This window comes from Paraflavitalea sp. CAU 1676 (assembly GCF_029223285.1).
Taxonomy (GTDB): domain Bacteria; phylum Bacteroidota; class Bacteroidia; order Chitinophagales; family Chitinophagaceae; genus Paraflavitalea.
The window spans coordinates 784,331-804,393 of sequence record NZ_JARHUJ010000003.1 but is presented as its reverse complement, the minus strand read 5'-3'; the positions used below and the strand labels follow the sequence as shown (position 1 = coordinate 804,393).

Genomic DNA, 20,063 nt, shown 5'->3' with positions numbered 1-20,063 from the left:
GAAGTTTGCTGGTATAAATACACCGCAAATGAAGAAAGTGCTTGTTATCAATGCCAGCGTCAGGAGTGAGCGATCCCATAGCAGAAAGCTGACGCAACATTTTGCTGCCAACTGGCAACAGTCTTATCCTGCCGATACCTTTACCTTCCGGGAAGTGGGCGTAAAAGCGATACCACCTATCGATGAGCAATGGATCGCAGCGGCTTTTGTGAAACCTGAGAAAAAGACCCTGCAGCCCCAGGCTGCACTGGCCCTCAGCGATGAACTGGTACGTGAACTGAAAGAACATGATGTATACGTCATCGGCGTGCCGATGTACAATTGGTCAATACCCAGCGGTTTGAAAGCTTACATCGATCAGGTAATGCGCATCCATGAAACCTGGAAGTTCCGCTCAGGCGTTCCGGATGGTGACTATGTTGGATTACTCGAAAACAAACGCCTTTTCATCTTGTCGAGCCGGGGCGATACCGGTTATGGCGACAAGGAAAAGAACAGCCACATGAACTTCCAAACGGCCTACCTGCAGTTTGTGTTCTCCATGATGGGCGTTACCAACACCACCGTTATCTCGCTGGATAATGAAGAGTTTGGCGGGGAAATTTTTGAGCGATCGAAAAAAGAGATCTACCACACTATTGAACAGCTCAGTGGGCAAAGTCAACCTCAAAATTGCCCTGGATGCGTTCCATCGGCGGGTTGAAATAGCCATACTTCACATTCGGGAATTCTTCTTTGATCAGCTCCTGCAATTGTTTGATGCCGAGCAGGTCGCCTTGTTCATACAGGTTAACCTTACCGAGGTACCAGTCGGGATCGATATTGAAATTGCGCCACTGGATCATGGTGAGGTCCGTGTCGCGGATCAGCTTGCGCAGTGCTTCGTATTCGGCTTCGCTGTCCGTTACGCCGGGGAATACGAAGTAATTGATGCTCGCCCAGCCGCCATGGCTGCGCATGACCTTCAGGCTCTCCACAATGTCCTCAAACTGGTAGTTATTGGGCCGGTAATAGGCCTCGTAAATATGCTTCTGGGCCGAGTTGGTGCTTACCCGGATGGAGTTGAGCCCCGCTTTGCACAGCGCATCTACAGCCGCCGGTTTCGAACCGTTGGTGTTGATATTGATGCTTCCCTTGGAAGTATGTTTGCGCATTTCGATGATCGACTGGCGGATGGTTTCCCACATCAGCAAGGGTTCGCCTTCGCAGCCCTGTCCAAAGCTCACAATGGGGAAGGGGGCCGATTCCAGGTGGGGCACCGTAAACTCTACGATCTCTTCGGCCGTAGGTTTGAAGGTGAGGCGGTCCTGGGTCGATACGATCTCTTCGTCGGCCGGCTGAAACGAGATACAACCGATACAGTTGGCGTTGCAGGCGGGCGAACTGGGTATGGGGCATTCCCAGCGACCCATAAAATAGTTGCGGGCTGCCGGGCAATGGTAGGTGAGGGCGCAATTATTGGCCAGGTGCTGAACCAGGCGGTTGTGGGGATAGGCTTGCAGAAAGTGCTCAACCCCGGTTTCTACCTTATTTTGGTCGAAACCGGCACATTCCTGGCGGATATCCTGCTCGATCCGGACCGCCGGCACGTACATCTTTTCATTATGCCAGCCTGCCGCTGTATAGCAGAACAGGGGGAGGGTAGGCGCGTCGTGCCCGGTTTCGTAGGCGGCCAGGTACAGGCCGGTATGGGCGGGCGGAATAAAGGCAGCCACGGCCCAGCCAAGCTCACAAAGGCGCATTTCGCCTGTTTTAACGTCGATCCCGATACCCCGGCGGCCGGGTAGTTCATACAAGTTGCCCCCATCGGGCAGCTCGATCCAATCCTCTACAGGTACCTCAAAGGCATCCCAGCCGGCCCGGCCGGTGGCGTAGAGGCTTGTATCTTCAAAAATGTTCCCTTTTCCGTCGGAGTACAGTAAATACGGCGATTGCTTTAATACAGACATTGTGCTTTTTTCAGTTCACGGCTGCCGTTTGCCGGCTCCCTTGCCCTGCCGCCGATGCCGGTGGCCCTTCGCTGCCGCTGGTAGGCGGCGATGCCAGGTTCCGGAGGTCGGCTGGTTGGAGGAGGTCCTTTAACGGCCAGCGCCTAAATAATGTCTGCAAAATTCGTGAATTTGATCGAGTTCTTCGAATGCAAGATTTTGGCGCAGGTCGAACTCGTACGAACCGCTGCTGGCGGTTTCAATGCGGATGCTGTCGTAGCAGGCATCTACCCCGTTGATATGGGTCCAGAGAAAGAATTTACTTTCGGGCAATCCCGGTACGCTGATGCCGGTATGGTGAATGGCCACGTACTCGGCCGATTGGGCCTTTTTCTCGCAATAGAACAGGTAAATGTACACACTGCAAAGCACCAGGTGTACGGTACCCATCAGCCATTGCTTTTCGACCAGCAGGGTAATGCCGATGCCGAGGAAGAACAGGATCTCCGTGAGCCGGAAGAACAGGTTCACCCGGGGCATGTCATTCAGGATGTTCTTGCCGGCAAATACCAGGATGAAGATGTCGAGGGCCATCAGCAACAGGCATCCGAGATAGATGCGGCTCGATTCCGGTTGTTGGAAATGTGAAATGGCATGTACAAGGATCAACATTCCTGCCGTTAAATGGAGTAAACGACCGGCATGTTTCAATTTCTGAAAGCTGGGGTGCACAACGGGGAAAGATAAGGAGTTCATACCACAGTAGTTTGATACTAGATGCAGGATCAAGATAATTCCATAAATGCACATAAAGTTTTTCCGGTAGTTTTTTATTTTTACTGCTTTACAAAGAACAACATAGTATATTACCTCCTAATATGGCCAGGATACTATTGATAAAGACCGGCGCTGCCGGTGATGTGGTACGCACCACCAGCTTACTGAACGTGCTGGAAGGGCGTGTAACATGGGTAATAGACCAACGCTACCGGAGCCTGCTGCCCGAAGGGCATCCGGCGCTCGCGCGCATACTCTCCCTGGAAGAAGCGGTGGCAACACTGCCCGGCGAATCGTTCGACCTCACCCTGTCGCTCGAAGAAGACCTTGCCTGCGCCCGCCTGGCAGGCGACGTCACTACCCAAAGACTGATCGGCGTATACGCCTCAGGCAGTTCGATGCTGTACACAGCGGAAGTGGCCGGTTGGTTCGATATGAGCCTGGTATCGAAACTGGGCCGCGAAAAGGCCAATGCCCTCAAAGCAACCAACACCCACACCTTTCAATACTGGCTGTTCCAAATGGTAGGGCTATCCTTTCAAGCAGAGCCCTATTGCATTTATCAGTCCACGACCATTCAGAGAGAAGAAGGCCTCATCGGCATCGAAACGCGCAGTGGTAACCGCTGGCCCAATAAATACTGGACGGGCTATGGTGAACTGGCAGCCCGCCTTCAGGCGCAGGGCTATCGTTGCCTCGTACTGTCGCAGAAAGAACATTTAAGGGATTATCTCGATGACGTAGCCCGCTGCGATTATTTCGTGTCGGGCGATACGTTGGCGATGCACGTCGCCCTGGCCTACCGTATACCTTCGCTGGCCATCTTCAATTGCACCAGTCCGGCCGAGATCTACGACTACGGATTACTGGAGAAAGTGGAGAGCCCGCTGCTGCAGCAATACTTTTATGGTAAAGAAAATACGCCCGAAGTTGTGAGCTCTATTTCGGTGCAGGAAGTGCTGGATCGTATGCATGCTCATTACTCCCGCTTCACGAAGCTTCAAAAAGTGTAGGATTCGCAGCCCTTACTTTCTCTGTCGTGTACTCTCCGGAATTTTTCAGTGCCTGCTGCAACAGCAGTTCATAACTGCTCCTTTGTGCCTGCAGTCGCTCGAGATAATTGACGATCTCTTCTACCGATTGGTAAGCAAATGCGCTGGTGGACAGTTTTTCGGGTATTTTCAAAGTCGCCGGCGCGATGAAAGGCTTGGCATGTTTGATCACATCGAAGATATTGCCCGATGATTTGGTGATGCCATACACCTCTGGAATGTCGTGACAGATGGCCGTATTGACCACCGAGGGTATGAATATGAAATGCGCTTCATTGAGCCGCTGGTCAAATTCGTGCTGGTCTACGATGTGCGTGTTATAGAAGCGGAGATGTGTAAAGTAGGTCGGAAACTCGCGCGCTTCGTTGATGATGCTTTTGCCATAGCCGTCGGAGTAACCGCCCAGCAGGGTAAGGTACAAAGGGAATTGTCTCGTTTCTGCTTCCTGCAACAGGGCCCATACCTGCGCGTAGTCGCGCCGCTTGCGGTCGATACTGCCCGGGATCACCAGGTGAAAGTAGTTGGAGGAAATGCCAGGATGCTGGTAATTGTCGAATACCGCCCCCGGTACATTGTGAATCACCTTAGTGCCCTTTGTCTGTGTTTCGAGATAAGGGATCATGGTGTCCGATACCACATTCAACTCCTTCACCCAGCGCAGCAACAGGCGCTTACCAAGGTGGTGGGCCAGTATGCGCAGGCTGGCGGCTGGTTTGGATTGAAACAGGCAATTGATATCATGTACGGTCGTCACCACCCGGCAGGGACGCACCAACCTGATCACGAGGGCAAACAGCAGGTGGTTCGAGCTGATGGTGTTGATATAAAGGATATCGGGCTTTATCTTTTTGACGGCCCGGTAAAACTTCCAGAAAAACGAGAGGCGAAGGGCGCCTTTTTGAAGGATCTTCCATTGATACCGGCTCGTAGAAGTACCAAAGAGATCGGCAAAACGTTTATAGGTCTTATTATCGGTAAAAATGAAGAGTTCGTTTTGAGGCGTATCGAAGAGACGGATAACCGGGTAGGCGCCTTCAAAATGTTCTGTTTCAAAAATACCTATTTTCATTAAAGTGTGTTAAGGAGTAGGAGTTGCGCTATAAGTATTATGTTTGTAACTCATGCTACGGTTCATAAAACGGCACCCTGGTGGCAAACTTAAAGAAAAATCTGGTTTATAATTTCGGCCTGTCCGTAAGCCAGGTGCTGATCCCGTTTATTTCCATTCCCTACATTGCGCGGGTGCTCGATCCCGATGGCATCGGTCGTGTGAGCTTTATTGATTCCCTGGCTTATTATATGGTGGTGATCGCCGAAATGGGTCTGCTGGTATATGGCACGCGTGCTATATCGCGCCAGCGGCAGCACAGCGGGCAGCTAGCCAAAACCGTAGCCGAACTGATCGCCCTTCACCTGCGGGCAACCGGTGTTGTACTATTGATTTACGGTGTGGCCGTTTTTCTATGCTGGCAAAAGATCCATGACTGGCGCCTGGTATTGTTCTCCCTGTCGTTCGTGATCATGAATGCCTTTGCCTGTGAATGGTACTTCCGGGGCACGGAATCGTTTAGGTATATCGCCCTGCGCTCATTGTTCACCCGCCTGCTCGGCCTGGTATCGATCTTTATTCTCCTCAAAGCGCCCTCCGACTACTTCCTGTACTATGGCATCATTGCCGGTTCGGCCATCCTCAATGCTGCATTCAATTGGTATCAACTCACCCGCCTGGTGAAGATCAGCTTTCGCACTATCAACTGGCGGCAGCATATTGCGCAGGCCAGGTTCATCTACTATATCAGTATCACCTATAGCATAACCCTTTTGCTCGACAACGTGTTGCTGCGCCTGGTGAGTACGGCCGCGGCGGTGGGCTTGTATGCCTATTCGGCCAAAGTAGTGCGCATCTCCACGGCATTGATCACCGACTCGCTGCTGGTGTTCTTTCCCCGCATTGTAGCGATGAACGAAGCCGGGACCGGAGAGGCCGACCTGGTCATGAAACGTAACCTGCAATTGCTCATCTTCTTTGCCGTGCCTTTATCGGCAGGTATATTCCTGATGGCGGAGGATATCGTACTGGTAATGTTCGGCGCGCAGTTCCTGCCGGCAGTGATGAATATCAAAATACTGTCGCTGTTCCCCTGCATTAAATCGCTCAACCTCTTCCTGGGCAACCAGGTGTTGATGGCGGGTAACCATGAAAGGGCCTACTTGCGCAGCCTGTTGATCACCGGCTTGCTGTTTCTTGTATTGACACCTTTGTTGGCTTATTACTGGGCCGATACAGGCGCCTGTATCTCTTTGCTGGTGGCCGAAACGATCACGGGTATCCTGAATATAATGTATGTACAAAGGCTGCACCCCGCCATCCTGCGCCGCTTCGATGGCAAAAGCCTGCTGCAGGCGGTGGGGGTGAGTGTATTGTTCTTTCCCGTGGTATACACCGTGAACCGCTGGGTGCCGCAACCTTTGTGGCAGCTGAGTGCGGGCATCGTTGTATGTTTGTTGCTGTACTTTTCGATACAGTTCTTTATCGCGAAGAATACAGTAGCATTGCTGATGAAAGACTGGCTTCAACATTTACTGAAAACGGCATGAGGGTTAAGCAAAAGATCTATTTTATACAGGAGCACCTGCATGAGGAGTTCTATCATGGCGGCATCGGGCCGGCCGATATAGAGCGTATCCTGCTGCAGGAAGGAGCGCAGGCCCTGTTCTTCCCCTATAACAATAGCTTTACCCTAAAGGCCAAGCTATACCGCCTCATTTACGGCATACGGCTGTTGTTTACGCTGGAAAAAGAGGCGATTGTATTCTTCCAGTACCCCCTGTATGCGCGGCTGCACTATATATTGCTGCGCTCATTGCGCCTGTTCAGGAAAAAAGTCAGGGTCGTTTGCCTCATCGATGAGATCAACGGTCTAAAGTATGGCGACCATGGCTTACTGGCCTGGGAAAAGAAATGGTTTACCCGGTTTCCTTTTGTGATCGTACACAATCATGCTATGCAGACCTGGTTCCGGGAGAACGTGCCGGGCCGCCAAACGACCATCCTGCAACTCTTCGACTTTCTGACCACACCGGTTAAGCGGCAACGCGCCCTCGCGCCGGTAATTGCTTATGCAGGTAACCTCGCCGAAAGCGGGTTTCAGGAACGGCTCGGCAAACTAACCAATGGAGGAGAACTGGTGTTTCATCTCTACGGACTCCCTGCGCCCGATACAATCACCCTGCCGGCGAATGTTGTTTACAAAGGTGTCTTCAGGCCTTACGATCTGCCTGCTCACATAGATGCAGCCTTTGGCCTGGTATGGGATGGGGAAGAGGCCGACCGCATTGCAGGAAGTTTCGGGCACTATATGCAGTATATATCGCACCACAAGGTATCGTTACACATCATGAGCCGCATACCCTCGATCGTTTATGAACAGGCCGGTACCGCTGCCTTTATTCGCGAACACCAGATAGGTTTTACCATCAACAGTCTTGAAGAGATACCTGCCAGGCTGCAGCAATTAACGGAAGCCGAATACCAGCAAATGTGCGTCAATACCGAAGTACTGGCACAGCGCCTGGCGGCGGGTGAGCATTTAAAGCGGGCGCTGAGGGAGTTGCTTGAAATAACGGAAGCGGTGAAAGTTGACAAGCGTAAAGCATAGAATAAGCAGCTCGAAGAAGGTGGCATGGGCCATGAACCAGAAACCAACGGTCAATAACAGCGCAGCCACCAGCAGCCATCGATCATACTTTCGCGTAAAGAAGCCGATCAAAAAAACGCCTTCCAGCAGAACCCCTGCTATATACAATCCATTTACCAATGAAGGATGCTGTAAGCACCAACGGGAAATCGCTGCCAGCGATGTATCGGGATTGAAATACAGGTAAGCGGCCAGGTTCTTTTTCATGATCAGCAATCCCTGGTCGGCATGCCACCAACTGCCCCGTAATAGCTTCCACAGAAAGGCACTGCCGAACGCAAAACACAGGAAATAGCGAAGCGACTGCCACAGATAGTTGAACGACCGGTCGCTGATAGCGAGAAAAGCGGCGGGCATCAGCAGGCATCCTATTTTCGGATTGGTGTGGTGAGCCCCATACAGGTTGTATATGATGAAGTAGATGAAATAGAGAAGCATGAACAGGCCAATGAACCATCGCCGCGCCGGGTAGCAAAAGCAAAGTACCGCCAGGGAGAACAAGGCAGCGTCGAACAGGATGGCCACTACAACGTTTCCCGTGATGAATGCCGGCACCTGCAGTATTTCAAATAGCCAATAGGTGAGGTCTACATAGGGATACTTCAATACGGGCGCCTGCAGCTGGTAGGTGAGGGTATGCGCATAAAATCCATACAGCAGCGACCCGATTATCCACGCAAACACAAGCCGGCAAAGCCAGCTGCGTTCATTGCCGGTATAGAAAGGGCTGCTGCTCAGGGTTGTTTCCATTGCTCGAATAGGTAGGTGGTATCGGTAATGATTTGCTGCTGCGGATTGTAATGCACCTGCAGCGCATCGATGTTGAGGGAAGTGACCGGGATGCCTGTAATGGATTGCAGGTAGCGGTTATACCAGGGCAAAAACGCAGCCAGCTCACGGTCGTTATTGAACAAGGTGGCTTCCAATGGCTTGATGACCTCGTAGCGCTCGCCCAGTTTGGATCGCAACAGGCTCACCGTAGGATCAATATGTCCGTTGTCTTTGATCTGCTTGTAATAGGAGAGGGGTGTTTGCAAATAAAACAGCGTACCCGTGGGCCTGCCGGCACTATGGTCGATGACAAGACTGTCGTTGACTGTGGATCTTAAAAGTGTGTATTGCACAGCGGGGGCTTCTTTTTCAGAATACATGCCCCATACAAAAAAGGGGGAGATCTGATCGCCCAGCAAATTGGTGATGAGGGTAGCCAGGCAAAAGGCGGCCAATACAAAGAACAGCCGCTTATCGTGTTGCCAAACCTGGTAGAGAAACGTTCTTTTCATGGTGCTTTATCCGGTGCGCTGCCGCCGTGTTTATTCATGGAGCATTACGGCAGGCTGAAAGGTAAGCCTATCCCTTCAGTTTTCCCACGAGGTTGATGTATTCCTGCATAGCGGTTTCTTTTGTTTTACCCTTCAGGCCCGACCATGCTTCGAATTTTGCTTTGGAAACAAAATCAAATGGATTCGCAGGTGGATCTACATTTACATCCCCTTCGGTAGCTTGTTTGTACAAGGAATACAATTGTAAGAGTGTATCGTTGCTGGGGCGGTCGGATAATGCTTTGCTGTCTTCGGTTGCTTGTTCAAAAAGGGTTTTCAGGTCCATTTCACATTAAGTTTATCGCGAATGTAAGGAAAAGTCTGAAGTCCTGATGAAGAACTTCGCTAATGTACAAACCTGCCGAAAAAATAATGCTGGAATCAAAAAGACGACGTCCCGTAGAAACGGGACGTCGGTTGGTTTGTACAATATATAATTATTTTTTAAGCAGCATCGTGGTGTTTTGTGCCTGCCCGTTGGTCATTACCAGCAGGTAAGTACCGGTTGGCAGCGACTGCACATCAAAGGTTGTTTGAACACTTCCTGCAGCTGGTTTAGCCTGCACCATCACAGTGCCGTTCATACTGTGGATGGCACACTGCTCCTTGCCGGTAGCGGGTTCATGACTAACGATCACCCGGTTGGTGGCGGGGTTGGGGTAAGCACGCAGCGCCGTGTAATGTTCGTTCACATTATTCACCTGGGCCAGGGCGCTGTATTCATAACGGCCATCTATATCGATCTGCTTTAAACGGTACCAGATCTTCCCATTAGGCGCATTGCGGTGGATGAAAGCGTAATTGTTAGGTGTTGTGCTGTTTCCGGTTGCTTTTACGCTGTCGAGCGTATGGAACTGGCGGCCATCATAACTGGCTTCTACCGCGAAACGGGCCAGTTGCGTTTCGGTAACGGATTGCCAGTTCAGTTTCACCTGCTGGCCCGCCGCTTTTGCGGTAAAGTAAGCCAGTTTGGTAGGCAGGGTCGAGTTGAGGCTAAATGTTTTGTTGTTATACGCTACAAAAGCTACATCACTATTACCATTGAGGCGTATACGAAAATAAACGATCTGGCCGATGTTGGTGGCGTTGATGCCGAAGGTGGAGAAGTCGGCTGCCCATAAGCGGATAGGCCTGTCGGTTTGAGTAAATCCGCTGGCCAGCGACATGGGATTGCTGTTTACATCGTAGAAGTCGGCCGTCCAGTTGCCGACTACCGGCAAACTGCTGAGGTTGATGTTTACGGAATTACCGACACGGTTGCCATTGATATCTACAAACTCATAACGATCCTGGGCGCCGGAAGGGTCGGCTGTTTGCGTAATGAGCAAGTCGGGAATGCCATCGCCCACCAGCTGCGCCTGCATATTGGTAACGGCAAACATAAGGTCGCCTGCGGGCAGGTTGGCCACACAGGTGCCAAGGTCAAGACCTTTAACGCCATCGGTCAGGTACTTGTTGATGCTGTTAACCGGGCGCGGGTTGCTGGCGCCATTGGCTACGCCATCGTAGGATGCTCCCAGGCCGATCTTGGTGTCGGACGAAGAACCGGTGCTTTGATAAACGGGCAGTGCTTTATAATCGCCGGCGGTAAAATGATCGCCGCGGGTAGTGAGCAGGGCGTCGTTGACGCCGGTAGAGTAGCGGGTGCCGTTGAACTGAAAGGCGAGCATATTGTGACTGTTGTCCGGCCTGGTTGTGCTGATGGCCGACTGACCGCTTTTCCAGTAGCCGCCATAATCGGTGATCACTTCCGTGACTGACTGGGCATTAACGGCTATGTAGAAGGCCGTCAGCAGCAGCAGGGTGATCAATACACGCCTCCTGAGGAAGGCGTCTGGAAAGGCCACGCTGATGGTCTGGGCGCGTTGGCGGGGTTGATGGGGTACGGAGGGGCGCATGATTGGGTACGAATTGATCTGGCATGGAGTTTTCAAACGGCGTACCTGAATTATATTGGTTGGTTATTAGGCTATTACGATCAACAGTATCTCTTGATGGTTCCCAAATGCAGGGCAGTATTCCCGACCTGGGAAGCTTAGGGCCAGCGCCGGTCGGCCGCTAAGTAAAACACCTTACCGGCTGGGTGCCGGCAGGTACTGGTGGTGCTTTTGTTCAGGCCTGGCGCAGCGTATTGGCGGTTTTACCCCCGGCTGCCGGGGGGCGCCCCTTGATATAATTGAAAATAATATGCTTAGGACATCGGGTTAAATTGTTACCTTGACAATCTTTTAACACACTCAAAACCAGCTTATATGAAAAGTAAATTTGCTGCCCTGTTAGTAGCCGGCATGGCCATCCTGGGCACCGCGGCCACGGTGATCGTGAATGCCGATTTTAAAGGAGAATGGAACTTCAACGAGAAGAAAAGCAAGCTCAGCGAAGGCCGTTTCCGTATGAATGCCTCCAAGATCAAGGTTTCGGCCGATGGTGACGCCATCGTGATCGAGCGCACATCGACCAGTCCCAATGGCGAAACCCGCACCAGCAATGAAAAGATCACTACCGATGGTAAATCATCGGAAAGCACGGTTTTCGGCAACTCCAAAAAGGTGTCTACCGCAGCCTGGGGCGCTAATGGCGAAGAATTGACCATCAACTCTACCACCAATTTCGAGCGCGACGGTAATACCTTCGAGATCAAAACAGTAGAAGTGTGGAAATTGCTCGATGGCGGCAAAAGCCTGTCGATCGACAATACGACTACATCTCCCCGCGGCGAAACGAAGAATACCTTCGTATACGATAAGAACTAATCATCCTGCGTCAGTAAGATGTTGAAAGGTCCCCTCCGCAAGAGGGGGCTTTTTGCTTAAAATCAACTACTTTTGCACCTCCTAAACAGAGGAAGCAACGTACATGAAGAATATCCGGAATTTTTGCATCATCGCCCATATCGACCATGGTAAGAGCACCCTGGCAGACAGATTATTACAATCTACCAATACCATCAGCGAACGTGAAATGATGGACCAGGTACTCGACGATATGGATCTGGAAAGGGAAAAGGGGATCACCATCAAGAGCCACGCCATTCAGATCAATTACAAGCATACCGACGGTCAGGAGTACATCCTGAACCTGATCGATACGCCCGGTCACGTCGACTTCAGCTATGAAGTGAGCCGTGCCCTGGCCGCCTGCGAAGGCGCCCTGCTGCTGGTAGACGCTACCCAGGGTATCCAGGCACAAACCATCAGCAACCTGTACCTCGCCATCGACAACGACCTCGAGATCATCCCGGTGATCAACAAGATCGATATGGATGGCGCCATGATCGAAGAGGTGCAGGACCAGATCATCGAGCTGATCGGCTGCAAACCCGAAGACATCCTACTGGCCAGTGGCCGTACCGGTATCGGTATCGAGGGCATCCTCAAAGCTATCGTAGACCGTATCCCTGCCCCCAAAGGCAATCCGGAAGCACCGTTACAGGCGCTTATATTCGATAGCGTATTCAATAGTTTCCGTGGTATCATCGTGTATTTCCGGGTTCTCAATGGCACTATCCGCAAAGGCGATATTATCAAGTTTGTATCTACCGAACAGGATTATGAAGCTGCCGAAGTGGGTATCCTTAAGCTCAAGATGACGGAAAAGAAAGAAGTGGGCGCCGGCGACGTAGGGTATCTCATTACCGGTATCAAAAATGCCAAAGAGGTGAAGGTGGGTGATACCATTACGACCAAGGTTAATCCTACCCAGGAAATGATCAAGGGTTTCCAGGAAGTGAAGCCCATGGTATTCGCCGGTATCTTCCCGGTAAATACGGATGAGTTTGAGGAATTGCGCGATTGTATGGACAAGCTGCAGTTGAATGATGCTTCTCTTACTTTCGAACTTGAAACATCGCAGGCCCTTGGCTTCGGTTTCCGTTGCGGATTCCTCGGCATGCTGCACATGGAAATTATCCAGGAACGTTTGGAAAGGGAATTTGATCAAACGGTGATCACCACGGTACCCAACGTAAGTTTTATCGCCTATACCACGAAAGGGGAGAAGGTGATCGTCAACAACCCGACCGAGTTTCCCGATCCGGTGAAGACCGATCGTATCGAAGAACCCTTTATCAAAGCACAGATCATCACCAAGCCCGAATATATTGGGAATATCATGACGCTTTGCCTTGGCAAACGTGGTATCCTCATCAACCAGAGTTACCTCACTACTACCCGGGTAGAGCTCCAGTTCGAAATGCCGCTCACCGAGATCGTATTCGACTTCTACGATAAACTGAAGAGCCAGACGCGCGGTTATGCTTCATTCGATTATCATCCTATCGGTTACCGCGAAAGCGATATCGTGAAGATGGATATCCTGCTCAATAACGACAAAGTGGACGCCCTCAGCGCACTGATCCACCGTGGCCGTTCGCAGGACTTCGGTCGCAAGCTTTGCGAAAAGCTGAAGGAATTGGTGCCACGTCAGCAGTTCCAGATCGCCATCCAGGCGGCAGTAGGTGCCAAGATCATGGCCCGCGAAAACATCTCTGCGATGCGTAAGGACGTTACCGCCAAATGTTATGGTGGTGATATCAGCCGTAAGCGTAAACTGCTCGAAAAGCAGAAAGAAGGTAAGAAGCGGATGCGCCAGATCGGTAACGTAGAAGTGCCGCAGGAAGCCTTCCTGGCCGTACTGAAACTTGACGATTAAGAAACGTATTAACGTAAGATAGAAAAGGGTGTGCTGCAAATCGCGGCACACCCTTTTTCGTGGCCTGCCTTCATTGATGAAATCCACCATCTTGCTTATATTGCCAAAATATGTACCGCTCCTTATCAATACTGACCTGTTTGCTGCTGGCCGTTCAAGGGTTGCTGGCACAGGACACCCGGCTCATCCGGTTCAAAAATGAAAGTCCTGCTTTACAACTGCAGCATTACCGGCTGACAGGCATAAAAGATGATCGCGCAGATACCGGCGCCATCGGCTCGGTAAAAACGGGGTTGTTGGGTAAAAAGACGGTCCTGGTGGCTTTGGAAGGCGGGGCAGCATCCGCCATCAATCAATACGTGTCCCTCAATGCCAGGCAAGATGCAGCTGCAACGCCTGTGGAAATACATATTACCGAGTTAAGTCTCACAGAGCAGCCCGCGGGCCTGCGCACCAAAATAGAAACGGCGGTCACCCTGGCATTTTGGGTGAGCGGTAAACGCATTACCGATTACCGGGGTAAAGGTGAAGTGCAAACCATGGGCGACCTTTTTCGTCATATAGAAGATGTGATCAGGCAGAATATTTCCAATAGCCTCGTTGAGTTTGACGGATGGTGGGGGAAGAACAAGCGGCTCTATTCGGAGAATGCACCGGTATCGTTGACCGTTGAAATAGCCCGCACCACCAACGACACGTCAAAGATTATCTATTCGCCTTCGAGACCGCTTACCGTAACCGACTTTATGGGCCCCATCGATGACCTCAGTAAAGCGGCAGCCCAAACAGCCAGCGCCATGACCTTGCGCTATGCCACGAATTACGAGAACGGCGAAATGAAATTGCAGGTCATTGTTTCTGCTTATTTCGACCGCTCACGTTCCTGGTTCGGTAAGCGGCACCGCACCAACGAGCGGATACTCACCCACGAACAGATCCATTTTGATATCACCGCCCTCAAGGTCTGCGAACTGGCCGATACCCTGAAGCTGTTGCAACTAACGCGCGAGAACCACCAGGAGAAACTGGAACAGGTGCACGCTCAAAAGCAACGGGAGCTGGAAACGCTGCAAAGGCTGTATGATACAGAAACCAACCACGGAACCCTGCCGGCTGTGCAGGACCACTGGAACAGGTGGGTAAAAGAAATGCTGGAGAAGAAGACCTGTTACCGGTAGCCGCATCCTGCTTGGATCGGCGCTTCGCCTGCAGCATGCCACGTGTGGGTTAACTCCCTGTACATATTGAACGAAAACTGTAAATTTATCCATCAAACATAATCCATGCGTACACCCCTGCAAAAAGATGAACAGGTTTTGCTCGTTACCCACAGAAGCTGGCTCAAGCTGGTAGTGCCTGCCTTGCTGGTGCTGATTGGTTTTGTGGCTTCGTATTTTATCGGGTTCATCCAATACTACGGGTGGATCGCTGCGCTGGTGGGCGTGCTTTATTTTCTATACGCTTATTGGGATTGGAAAGTGGATATATGGGTGGTCACCAACCTGCGGGTGATCGATGAAACAGGGCTCATCAACCATTATGCAAAGGAAAGTCCGCTGGATAAGATCAACAATGTATCGTACGACCAGAACATCTGGGGCCGCATCTTCAATTACGGCCATGTGGAAATTCAAACCGCCGCTGAGATTGGGGCTACCGATTACTTCAACGTACACCAGCCGAAAAAATTAAAGGATACCATTACCCTCGCCCAATCGGAATACAAGAATATGCAGCTCACCAGTCAGGCCCGTCAAATGGCGGCGGCCATGGGATGGCAGTCTACGGCTACTGCGGGAACTGCGCAAGCCGGTAGCGGCGCAGGTCACAATATCGCCTCGGAACTGGAAAAACTGCACCAGCTAAAGCAACAGGGAATTCTTACAGAAGAAGAATACAACCGCGCCAAGAATAAATTGCTGGGGCAATAAGGCCGGGCATCGGGCGATGTGACTCGCCGGGAATCCCCCTTACTCATTTCTACCGTTCAAGCTGGTTTGTCCGACTATTCGAATCAACCCTTGCTGACCGCTGCTACAAAAGAAAAAGGGCCAACCATTGAAGGTCAGCCCCTGTAAAGCACTTATCGTATCAATTATCTTTTTTCTTGGGTGTTGCCGGTGCCGGCTTCTTGTTCGACTTCTCGATATTCTTCCTCGAGGCTTCTTCCAGTTGCCGTTCATTGGCTTTGCCGGCATCATCGAGCAGCAATGCTTCTTTGGGGAAGTCGCCGTCTTTCAGGCTTTGGTTGAAGAGCTTGTTGATGTGTACCCATTGGCCATTCTGCCACTTGAATGCTTCATAATCGCCGTCGGGTACGTATGTTGACTTCCTTTCTGTTTCATCGCTTTCCGAGATCAGGTGGTCTACCAGTATTACATCCAGTTCGGGATCATAATTGAGGAAGGTCTTTGCTTCTTTTTTGTATTCAATGCTGAACCGCTTTTGCACAGGCTTCTTGATGGAGTCGTTCTGGTAAGAGAAGAAGGGTCCGCCAAACACCGGTTCTCCCTGTGCATTGAACGTTAATACCTCCATCCATTTCTTATTGCTGTTGATGCTGTAATCATCGAAGCCCAGCAGGGTATAATACTTTTTGCCGTTCGATTCCTTGAGGATGATCCGGTAATAGATGGCGCCGATCCAGTTGCGGGCCGTGCGCACAGAGTCCATCGGATTTTTGGTGAACATAGATGCGTCGAACAGGGGATACAGTTTCAGCCTGCCGTCTTTGGTAGGCACCTGGATAGCTCCCTTTTGCAGGTAAACATATTCGTCCTTCTTCATTTGCCAGGTAAAGATGCGAAAGCTGCTGTCGGGCGCATAGAGCCGCGAAATATTCAGCGAATCGAAAGGATAATAGAAAGAGTTGGGAGTAACCAGGGCCCGTACGAAAGTGCGTACAAACTGGCTATCGCTCCTGAACCGGTTGGCGGGTATGGAGTCGAAGACCATGCGGGCAGAAAGGGCCTGTAAGGAATCTTCTTTCTTTTTCAGGATAGCGAGGTCGCCGGCACTGATCTGCTGTGCATGAAGGTCGATGCCCATTGCCAGCAAGGCCAGAAAAATGCCGGAGGCGCGTAAATATTTGATAATCCGTATATTCATAATATGAGTACAATCAACTGAGTATAAATGCCGTGTAAAGTAACAGCGGCACCCACCAAGGAACGCTAAAGCTACCCTTAAATTTTATGCCAATTGCAAAGCTTTTGCAAAAGCCGGTAGATCTTTGACGGCCAAATCGATCAAAGGGTTGGGTAATGGCTCGTTGGGACTTGTTGTTTGTACAAAAACGGTAAACATGCCGGCGTTGCGGCCAAATTCCATGTCGCTGATGTTGTTGCCAACGATGAGCGACTTTGTAAGATCGATGGAAGGATCGTCCTGTACGGCTTCGAAGGCCATCCCGGGCTGTGGTTTGCGACTGGGATGGTCGTTCTCCAGCGCTGTGCAGTAGTATATTTTGTCGATGCGCCCGCCGGCGGCAGTTATATCGGCCAGCATGCGGCGGTGTATCTCGTGCAGATCGGCCTCGGTCATGAGGCCTTTGCCAACACCCTTTTGGTTGGTGGTAATGATGATGCGTTCAAAGCGGTTGGCCAATTCGCGAAGCGCATCGAGTGCGCCCTCATAAAAGAAGAACTCATCGTAGTTGTACACATAGTCCTGGTACTTTTCGATGTTGATGACACCATCACGGTCAAGGAAGAGGGTCCAGCTGTTATCAACCTGTTTCAGATCGAGCATGTGTTCTATGGATAGGTGGCAGCGTTAGGCTTTGAAATATTGTTCTTCTACAAGTTCGCAAATGATATGTCCCAGCAGCATATGGCTTTCCTGGATGCGGGGCGTATTCTTTGAAGGAATGTTGACCAGGTAGTCACTGAGCGGTTTCATCTGGCCGCCGGTTTCACCGGTGAAGCCAACGGTTACAATACCTTTCTCCCGGGCCACTTCAAAGGCTTTAACGATATTGGCCGAGTTTCCAGAGGTAGATAATCCTACGAGGAAATCACCAGGCTTGCCAATGCCTTTGATGAGGCGTGCATAGATCACATCATAACTGTAGTCGTTGGCAACGGCTGTCATGTAAGAAGTATTGCAATGCAACGCTTCGGCGGGCAGAGCATCGCGGTCGATATAGAAACGGCCCGAGAATTCAGCGGCGAGATGTTGGGCATCGGCAGCGCTGCCACCATTGCCGCAGAAATAAATATGTTTTCCGTTGCGTAAGCCTTCTACCATGGCAATTACGATCTCGTTGACGGTCTTCAGCAATGCCTCATTTTCCAGTACACTTTGTTTTACGGCAACGGATTCAGCGATGATCCTTTGTATCTTCTCTTGCATAATGTATCCTGATAACTGAATATTAGATAATTGTTTAAAAGCAGCTGCCGCCAGGGCTGGTTTTGGATGCCGCGGGATTTGCTTCCCGGGCTGCGAAGATGCGAATAAATCCGCAATATGGCGCCGTAGTGGTCAGGAGCCAGCCAGGTCGATGATAGCGTTGGTGAGTACGTTCCAGCCATACTTTTCTTTTTCCTGCCGCAGGCCAGGCAAAAACCGCTGCTCGCCCAACTCAAAATAGTGTTGTATTGCTTCGGCCAGCGATGCGGGATTGGGTTCACAAACCAGTCCTACTTTTTCGTGCGGTACCAGGTCGGCCAGTCCGCCTACATTGGTAACGATCATCGGTTTCTCGAAATGGTAGGCGAGGGGGGTAACACCGCTTTGGGTAGCAGCCCGGTAAGGCTGTACCACGCAGTCGGCAGCGCACATATAATACTTCACTTCGCTGTCGGGAATAAAATCGGTGCGCAGGATCAGGTCCTCTTCGATACCCAGGCGCTTGATCTGCTCCTGGTAGCTCTTCTCATCAGCGTAAAACTCGCCGGCTACCAGTAATTTCAGGTTGTTCAGGGAACTAACCGGGTTGTCTGTTCCGGAGACGGCTGCTCCCGCAGCCAGGGCAGCCTGTTTCTTTTCCCTGATCAGCTTCAAGGCATCGAGCAGGATATCGAGCCCTTTATAGTTGCGAATGAAGCCAAAGAACAGCAGTATTTTATCGTTGGGGCTGATGCCCAGTCGTTCGCGCGCGGCTTCCTTTGATACGGCGGCGCCAAAGTTGTCATACAGTGGATGGCTGATGAGCCGGGCTGGTTTGTTCGGTTCAAACTGCCGCAGGTCGTTCATGACCTTGTCGCTCATCGCGATGAATGCATCGCAGGGTTTCAGGAAATACCGCGTGAAAGGGATGTCGCCGGGGCGCTTTTCATGCGGCACTACATTATCGGTAAGCGCGATGATGCGGGTATGTTTATTCTTCCTGATCTGCCGCAGAATAGTGCCCAACGCGGGTCCCATGAGCGGCAGCCAGTACCGTACCAATACGATATCGGGTTTGATGCGCCGGATGGCATTGCCCACCTGCCACCAGTTGAGCGGATGTACTGAATTGATGACCGAATAGATCTCGATGCCCGGCGGTGGTGGCTCGGACGAATATTGAGTAGTGCCCGGAAATAAAAAAGAAGGGTATTGCAGGGAAAAAGAATAGATGCAGCATTCGTGACCCTCATCGATGAATTGACGGCACAAACGTTGGTTAAAGGTGGCGATGCCTCCACGCAGTGGATGGCCCGGGCCGATGATAACGATCTTTTTCTTTTCCATGGAAGGTATTATTCAATACCGATTTTCTGCTCGATGAGGTAATTGTTCCGGTGGGGGGCATTGCGTGCGATGAGTTCGCCGAGGAAGCCCGCCATGAACAATTGAGTGCCGATAACCATGGCCGTTAACGATATGTAGAACGGCGGCCTGTTGGTAAGTGCCTTGGCGGGATCGACAAATTTGCCGATCACCAGCACCATGATCATGGCCAGGCCAATGAGAAAGCTGATGGTACCAATGAGGCCGAAGAAGTGCATGGGCCTTTTGCCATATTTGCTCACAAACATGATGGACGTAAGGTCGAGGAAGCCGTTCACAAAGCGCTCCCAGCCAAACTTAGTTGTACCATATTTACGTTTGCGGTGTTCCACTACCTTCTCGCCGATCTTTCTGAAACCTGCCCATTTGGCCAGTACAGGAATATAGCGGTGCATTTCACCATACACTTCAATGCTCTTGACCACTTTCCGCTTGTAGGATTTAAGACCGCAGTTGAAATCGTGCAACTCTATTTTAGAAATGCGCCGGGTACTCCAGTTGAAGAACTTGGAGGGAATGTTTTTGGTGAGGGTATTGTCATAACGCACTTTCTTCCATCCGCTGATCATATCATACCCATCCTCCACAATCAGCCGGCGCAATTCCGGAATTTCATCGGGGCTGTCCTGCAGGTCGGCATCCATGGTGATCACCACATCGCCCAGTGCTGCTTTAAAGCCTTCGTTAAGCGCCGCCGATTTGCCATAGTTCCGTTGAAAGCGGATGCCTTTGATAGAGCAGTTGTCCGCGCGCAGGGATTCGATCACTTCCCAGGAGTTATCGGTACTTCCATCGTCTACCAGGATCACCTCGTAGGAAAGGTTTTCTGCTTTCGCTACCCGGTCGATCCAGGCACAAAGTTCCGGAAGGGACTCTTCTTCATTCAGTAATGGTACTACGATAGATACATCCATACCT

General features: G+C 51.1%; 20 protein-coding genes. 8 read left to right on the top strand and 12 right to left on the bottom strand.

The genetic code is table 11. The features are described 5' to 3' along the window. The first annotated feature begins 28 nt into the window (after positions 1-28). The gene (locus tag P2H89_RS12265) at positions 29-703 is read left to right on the top strand and encodes an NAD(P)H-dependent oxidoreductase (protein WP_275827099.1); all 675 of its coding nucleotides are present in this window, start codon (positions 29-31) and stop codon (positions 701-703) included. Here the strand turns inward: P2H89_RS12265 and P2H89_RS12260 are convergent. Together P2H89_RS12260 and P2H89_RS12255 are read right to left on the bottom strand one after the other, a co-directional pair. Then, positions 648-1,949, bottom strand: coding sequence for a radical SAM protein (locus tag P2H89_RS12260; RefSeq protein ID WP_275827097.1), 1,302 nt, complete (start codon positions 1,947-1,949; stop codon positions 648-650). The genes P2H89_RS12265 and P2H89_RS12260 overlap by 56 nt on opposite strands. A 129-nt stretch (positions 1,950-2,078) precedes the next feature. Beyond that, on the bottom strand, positions 2,079-2,684 hold the full coding sequence (locus P2H89_RS12255) for a hypothetical protein (RefSeq protein ID WP_275827096.1): 606 nt from the start codon (positions 2,682-2,684) through the stop codon (positions 2,079-2,081). A 122-nt stretch (positions 2,685-2,806) separates the two neighbouring features. Here P2H89_RS12255 and P2H89_RS12250 point away from each other — a divergent pair, with 122 nt between their 5' ends. Next, the gene (locus P2H89_RS12250; protein WP_275827094.1) at positions 2,807-3,718 is read left to right on the top strand and encodes a hypothetical protein; all 912 of its coding nucleotides are present in this window, start codon (positions 2,807-2,809) and stop codon (positions 3,716-3,718) included. Here the strand turns inward: P2H89_RS12250 and P2H89_RS12245 are convergent. Continuing rightward, a complete protein-coding gene (locus tag P2H89_RS12245; RefSeq protein WP_275827092.1) occupies positions 3,696-4,826 on the bottom strand; it encodes a glycosyltransferase in 1,131 nt (376 codons plus the stop codon). The genes P2H89_RS12250 and P2H89_RS12245 overlap by 23 nt on opposite strands. Positions 4,827-4,906: 80 nt before the next feature. Here P2H89_RS12245 and P2H89_RS12240 point away from each other — a divergent pair, with 80 nt between their 5' ends. Together P2H89_RS12240 and P2H89_RS12235 are read left to right on the top strand one after the other, a co-directional pair. After that, complete coding sequence (locus tag P2H89_RS12240) at positions 4,907-6,355, top strand: oligosaccharide flippase family protein (protein WP_275827090.1); 1,449 nt, start codon at positions 4,907-4,909, stop codon at positions 6,353-6,355. Beyond that, positions 6,352-7,416: a hypothetical protein gene (locus P2H89_RS12235; protein ID WP_275827088.1), complete on the top strand. Its 1,065-nt coding sequence runs from the start codon at positions 6,352-6,354 to the stop codon at positions 7,414-7,416. Before P2H89_RS12240 ends, P2H89_RS12235 begins: the two co-directional genes overlap by 4 nt. On the opposite strand, the gene P2H89_RS12230 is transcribed toward P2H89_RS12235, so the two are convergent. From P2H89_RS12230 to P2H89_RS12215, 4 genes are all read right to left on the bottom strand, one after another. Next, on the bottom strand, positions 7,348-8,205 hold the full coding sequence (locus P2H89_RS12230; RefSeq protein WP_275827086.1) for a hypothetical protein: 858 nt from the start codon (positions 8,203-8,205) through the stop codon (positions 7,348-7,350). The two genes, P2H89_RS12235 and P2H89_RS12230, sit on opposite strands and share 69 nt — an antisense overlap. Continuing rightward, positions 8,190-8,738 (bottom strand): hypothetical protein, encoded by a 549-nt coding sequence (locus P2H89_RS12225; RefSeq protein WP_275827084.1) that lies wholly within the window; start codon positions 8,736-8,738, stop codon positions 8,190-8,192. The genes P2H89_RS12230 and P2H89_RS12225 overlap by 16 nt, the downstream gene beginning before the upstream one ends. Positions 8,739-8,805: 67 nt before the next feature. Further along, entirely contained in the window at positions 8,806-9,063 is a 258-nt protein-coding gene (locus tag P2H89_RS12220) for an acyl-CoA-binding protein (protein ID WP_275827082.1), read from the bottom strand. A 151-nt stretch (positions 9,064-9,214) separates the two neighbouring features. Then, positions 9,215-10,675, bottom strand: a complete 1,461-nt coding sequence (locus P2H89_RS12215) for a T9SS type A sorting domain-containing protein (RefSeq protein WP_275827080.1) — start codon at positions 10,673-10,675, stop codon at positions 9,215-9,217. A gap of 354 nt (positions 10,676-11,029) precedes the next feature. Between P2H89_RS12215 and P2H89_RS12210 the strand changes: the two genes are divergently transcribed. The 4 genes from P2H89_RS12210 (at position 11,030) to P2H89_RS12195 (ending at position 15,358) form a co-directional block, all read left to right on the top strand. Then, positions 11,030-11,530, top strand: coding sequence for a hypothetical protein (locus P2H89_RS12210; RefSeq protein WP_275827078.1), 501 nt, complete (start codon positions 11,030-11,032; stop codon positions 11,528-11,530). 103 nt (positions 11,531-11,633) lie between these two features. Further along, positions 11,634-13,427, top strand: a complete 1,794-nt coding sequence (lepA, locus tag P2H89_RS12205) for a translation elongation factor 4 (RefSeq protein ID WP_275827076.1) — start codon at positions 11,634-11,636, stop codon at positions 13,425-13,427. A gap of 110 nt (positions 13,428-13,537) precedes the next feature. Then, positions 13,538-14,605, top strand: a complete 1,068-nt coding sequence (locus tag P2H89_RS12200) for a DUF922 domain-containing protein (protein ID WP_275827075.1) — start codon at positions 13,538-13,540, stop codon at positions 14,603-14,605. 105 nt (positions 14,606-14,710) lie between these two features. After that, the gene (locus P2H89_RS12195; RefSeq protein WP_275827073.1) at positions 14,711-15,358 is read left to right on the top strand and encodes a PH domain-containing protein; all 648 of its coding nucleotides are present in this window, start codon (positions 14,711-14,713) and stop codon (positions 15,356-15,358) included. A 160-nt stretch (positions 15,359-15,518) separates the two neighbouring features. On the opposite strand, the gene P2H89_RS12190 is transcribed toward P2H89_RS12195, so the two are convergent. The 5 genes from P2H89_RS12190 to P2H89_RS12170 all read right to left on the bottom strand — a co-directional run bounded on the left by P2H89_RS12190 (position 15,519) and on the right by P2H89_RS12170 (position 20,059). After that, the gene (locus P2H89_RS12190) at positions 15,519-16,535 is read right to left on the bottom strand and encodes a hypothetical protein (RefSeq protein ID WP_275827071.1); all 1,017 of its coding nucleotides are present in this window, start codon (positions 16,533-16,535) and stop codon (positions 15,519-15,521) included. Between the two features lie 84 nt (positions 16,536-16,619). Then, positions 16,620-17,177 (bottom strand): HAD family hydrolase, encoded by a 558-nt coding sequence (locus tag P2H89_RS12185; protein ID WP_275827069.1) that lies wholly within the window; start codon positions 17,175-17,177, stop codon positions 16,620-16,622. Between the two features lie 24 nt (positions 17,178-17,201). Further along, positions 17,202-17,780 (bottom strand): D-sedoheptulose 7-phosphate isomerase, encoded by a 579-nt coding sequence (locus tag P2H89_RS12180; protein WP_275827067.1) that lies wholly within the window; start codon positions 17,778-17,780, stop codon positions 17,202-17,204. 132 nt (positions 17,781-17,912) lie between these two features. After that, positions 17,913-19,106, bottom strand: coding sequence for a glycosyltransferase (locus tag P2H89_RS12175; protein WP_275827065.1), 1,194 nt, complete (start codon positions 19,104-19,106; stop codon positions 17,913-17,915). Positions 19,107-19,114: 8 nt separating this feature from the next. Next, entirely contained in the window at positions 19,115-20,059 is a 945-nt protein-coding gene (locus P2H89_RS12170) for a glycosyltransferase family 2 protein (RefSeq protein ID WP_275827063.1), read from the bottom strand. Positions 20,060-20,063: the final 4 nt, after the last annotated feature.